This is a genomic window from Micromonospora sp. LOL_021 (assembly GCF_048060215.1).
Classification (GTDB): Bacteria; Actinomycetota; Actinomycetes; order Mycobacteriales; family Micromonosporaceae; genus Micromonospora_E.
In genome coordinates this window covers 1-298 of the sequence record NZ_JBHMIN010000176.1, presented here as the reverse complement: position 1 = coordinate 298, position 298 = coordinate 1, and the positions used below count along the sequence as shown (strand labels likewise).

The 298-nt window shown below is 69.8% G+C and carries 1 pseudogene; it reads right to left on the bottom strand.

What is annotated here, in order from left to right:
• A pseudogene (locus tag ACFHWT_RS31565) lies at positions 1-298 on the bottom strand (IS982 family transposase); the annotation flags it as partial.

Here is a 298-nt window from a genome sequence, read left to right as displayed (position 1 = left end):
ACGGTGGGGCGGGACATGCCGCACGGCACCGGGGTGGAGTCGACGATCCAGTGGTTGTCGAGCCAGAAGTCGCTGTCGCGGGCCAGGTTCCGGATCGTCTTGCGGATCAGCGGGAGGGCGGCGCGGAGCCGTTTGTTGTAGCCGGGCCGTTGTGGCAGGTAGGGGAACATGCCGGCCAGGTGGACACGGGCGTAGCGGATCCAGTGGGCTTCGGATCGGGCGCCGAGCAGGACCTGCGCCACGGCCAGGCAGACCAGTTCGGAGTCGGTCAGCAGTGGTGGTCTGCCGCGCCACCGGG